The following is a 2,640-nucleotide window of genomic DNA, read 5'->3' as shown; positions in this document are numbered from 1 at the left end:
CGGCAAAGAAGAGCTTTTCTTTTCCTTTGTGCTCTTCGTGTGCTTCGTGGTTCAAAGCTTTTGCTTCTGGAATTAATAGATAGATGCTTAATGTCTATCGTAAGAGCAACTGCTACCCCGTTGCTCTGGCTCCTGCATCCATACAGCGATACCGCTGGGAGGCTGTCCCAAAATAGCACCTGTAGCGAGGATTGCGAGAGATTCAGGCTAAAGATTCCTGATTCAATAGCAGGGCTATTTTACGAAGAAGCAGGAATTTTTAGAGCAAAATTATCCACAACCACTGTAGGGGAGTCTATTCCGGGACAGCCTCCTGGCATGGTAACTGTCCACTTAGTCAGAAATAACGATTAAATTTGGCCAGCTATTTACAGCCAAAACTCAACCTTCAACATATCTGCCGCAAAACTACATCATGCCGCCCATACCACCCATACCGCCCATACCGCCCATATCAGGCATGGCTGGAGCGTCGTCCTGTGGCTCATCAGCAACCATGGCGGCAGTTGTGATCATCAGGCCTGCAACAGAGGCAGCGGCCTGCAGGGCAGAACGGGTGACCTTGGCTGGATCCAGAATGCCCATTTCGATCATGTCGCCGTATTCGCCAGTAGCTGCGTTGTAACCGAAGTTACCGGAACCCGCCTTAACCTTGTCAACAACGACAGATGCCTCATCTCCGGAGTTAGCGGCAATCTGACGCATCGGTGCTTCCAGGGCACGCAGGATCAGCTCAACACCGGCACGCTGCTCAGCGTTAATGGTTTCAACGTTGATGGCAGACAGGGCACGAACCAGGGCTACACCACCACCGGCAACCACACCTTCTTCGACCGCAGCACGGGTAGCGTGCAGGGCATCTTCAACGCGGGCTTTCTTCTCTTTCATCTCAACTTCGGTAGCAGCGCCGACCTTGACAACGGCAACACCGCCAGCCAGTTTGGCTACGCGCTCCTGCAGCTTCTCCTTGTCGTAGTCAGAAGAAGAGTTTTCGATCTCGGCACGGATCTGCTCAACCCGGGCAACGATGTCAGCCTGAACGCCAGCGCCGTCAACGATGGTGGTATCTTCTTTGGTGATCTGTACACGCTTGGCAGTTCCCAAGTCGTCCAGAGTGGCCGTTTCCAGGGACAGGCCGACCTCTTCAGAGATAACCGTAGCGCCCGTCAGTATGGCGATATCCTGCAGCATGGCCTTGCGACGATCACCAAAGCCCGGTGCCTTGACCGCAGTGACCTTAACGATACCGCGCATGTTGTTCACCACCAGCGTCGCCAGGGCTTCGCCTTCAACGTCCTCAGCAATGATCATCAGTGGCTTGCCAGCTTTGGCGACGGATTCCAGAACGGGCAGCAGCTCGCGGATGTTGGAGATTTTCTTGTCAACCAGCAGAATGAAAGGGCTTTCCAGTTCAGCGGACATTCTTTCCTGGTTGTTGATGAAGTATGGAGACAGGTAGCCCCGGTCAAACTGCATGCCTTCGACAACTTCCAGCTCGTTTTCCAGACCGCTGCCTTCTTCGACGGTAATGACGCCTTCCTTGCCAACTTTTTCCATGGCTTCTGCGATGATCTGGCCAACGATTTCATCAGAGTTGGCAGAAATAGTTCCGACCTGGGCAATGGACTTGCTGTCTTCGCAAGGCGTTGACATCGCCTTCAGCTGCTCAACAACTGCCGCTACCGCCTTGTCGATACCGCGCTTGAGGTCCATTGGGTTCATGCCGGCGGCAACGTACTTAAGACCTTCATTCAAAATAGACTGAGCCAAAACGGTAGCCGTGGTGGTACCGTCACCGGCCTGGTCGTTAGCCTGGGAAGCCACTTCCTTAACCAGCTGGGCCCCCATGTTCTGGAACTTGTCTTTCAGTTCAATTTCCTTGGCAACGGTCACGCCATCCTTGGTGATGGCAGGAGCGCCAAAGGACTTCTCAAGTAGAACGTTGCGGCCCTTGGGACCCAGAGTAGCCTTAACAGCGTCAGCCAGAATGTTGACGCCCTTGAGCATTTCTTTGCGAGCTTCGTCGCCAAATTTAACTTGTTTAGCTGCCATGGTAGATTACCCTGTGTTTGTTAAATCGGAAAATTGCGTGTAATTGCCAGGCAATCAGTCTTCCAGAACGGCGGAAATATCACTTTCAGACAGAATGATCAGCTCTTCACCGTCAATCTTCACAGTGTTTGAGTCTGCATACTTGCCGAAAATAACCTTGTCACCAACTCTGACACCAACCGGACGTTTATCACCATTGTCCAGAAACACGCCATCGCCGACGGCAACCACAACACCCTGGTTAGGCTTTTCAGCGGCAGTACCTGGCAGTACGATGCCACCGGCAGAAGTAGTTTCTTCTTCGACACGACGAACGACCACGCGATCACGCAACGGACGGATTTTCATCGATTCTTTCTCCAACAGTTTGCTTATGCCGTGCAACCTGTAAAAGGTTGCTTGTTATCAACGTAATGGCGGTAAAACGATGTACTATCGCTTCACCATGGCCCGGATTACCCGAGCCTCCCTGGTATGTACCGGGGATGAAATTAACTTTGGCACGGGCCTCTGATAAAGGCTCAAGGCCGAAGTCTTGTCAGGTGTCCACCTTAGTATGGGTGGCCGGCCCAGTTTTCATGAGGCAGA

General features: G+C 52.5%; 3 protein-coding genes. 1 reads left to right on the top strand and 2 read right to left on the bottom strand.

Going from position 1 to position 2,640, the window contains the following annotated elements; genetic code table 11:
* Positions 1 to 354, top strand: a 354-nt coding sequence (locus KDK14_RS09520) for a hypothetical protein (protein WP_257264865.1), incomplete at its 5' end; no start/stop codon positions are given.
* 54 nt (positions 355 to 408) lie between these two features.
* Here KDK14_RS09520 and groL read toward each other — a convergent pair.
* Together groL and KDK14_RS09510 are read right to left on the bottom strand one after the other, a co-directional pair.
* Positions 409 to 2,052: a chaperonin GroEL gene (groL, locus tag KDK14_RS09515; RefSeq protein WP_257264864.1), complete on the bottom strand. Its 1,644-nt coding sequence runs from the start codon at positions 2,050 to 2,052 to the stop codon at positions 409 to 411.
* A 54-nt stretch (positions 2,053 to 2,106) separates the two neighbouring features.
* A complete protein-coding gene (locus KDK14_RS09510) occupies positions 2,107 to 2,400 on the bottom strand; it encodes a co-chaperone GroES (RefSeq protein WP_257264863.1) in 294 nt (97 codons plus the stop codon).
* Positions 2,401 to 2,640 lie beyond the last annotated feature (240 nt).

This window comes from Endozoicomonas sp. ONNA2 (assembly GCF_024606365.1).
Classification (GTDB): domain Bacteria; phylum Pseudomonadota; class Gammaproteobacteria; order Pseudomonadales; family Endozoicomonadaceae; genus Endozoicomonas.
The sequence above is the reverse complement of the archived record's forward strand: the minus strand, read 5'-3'. Positions and strand labels throughout refer to the sequence as shown.

Coding starts and splice junctions, on each gene's coding strand:
- KDK14_RS09510 (WP_257264863.1), bottom strand. CDS start 2,400: ATGAAAATCCGTCCGTTGCGTGATCGCGTGGTCGTTCGTCGTGTCGAA.
- groL (WP_257264864.1), bottom strand. CDS start 2,052: ATGGCAGCTAAACAAGTTAAATTTGGCGACGAAGCTCGCAAAGAAATG.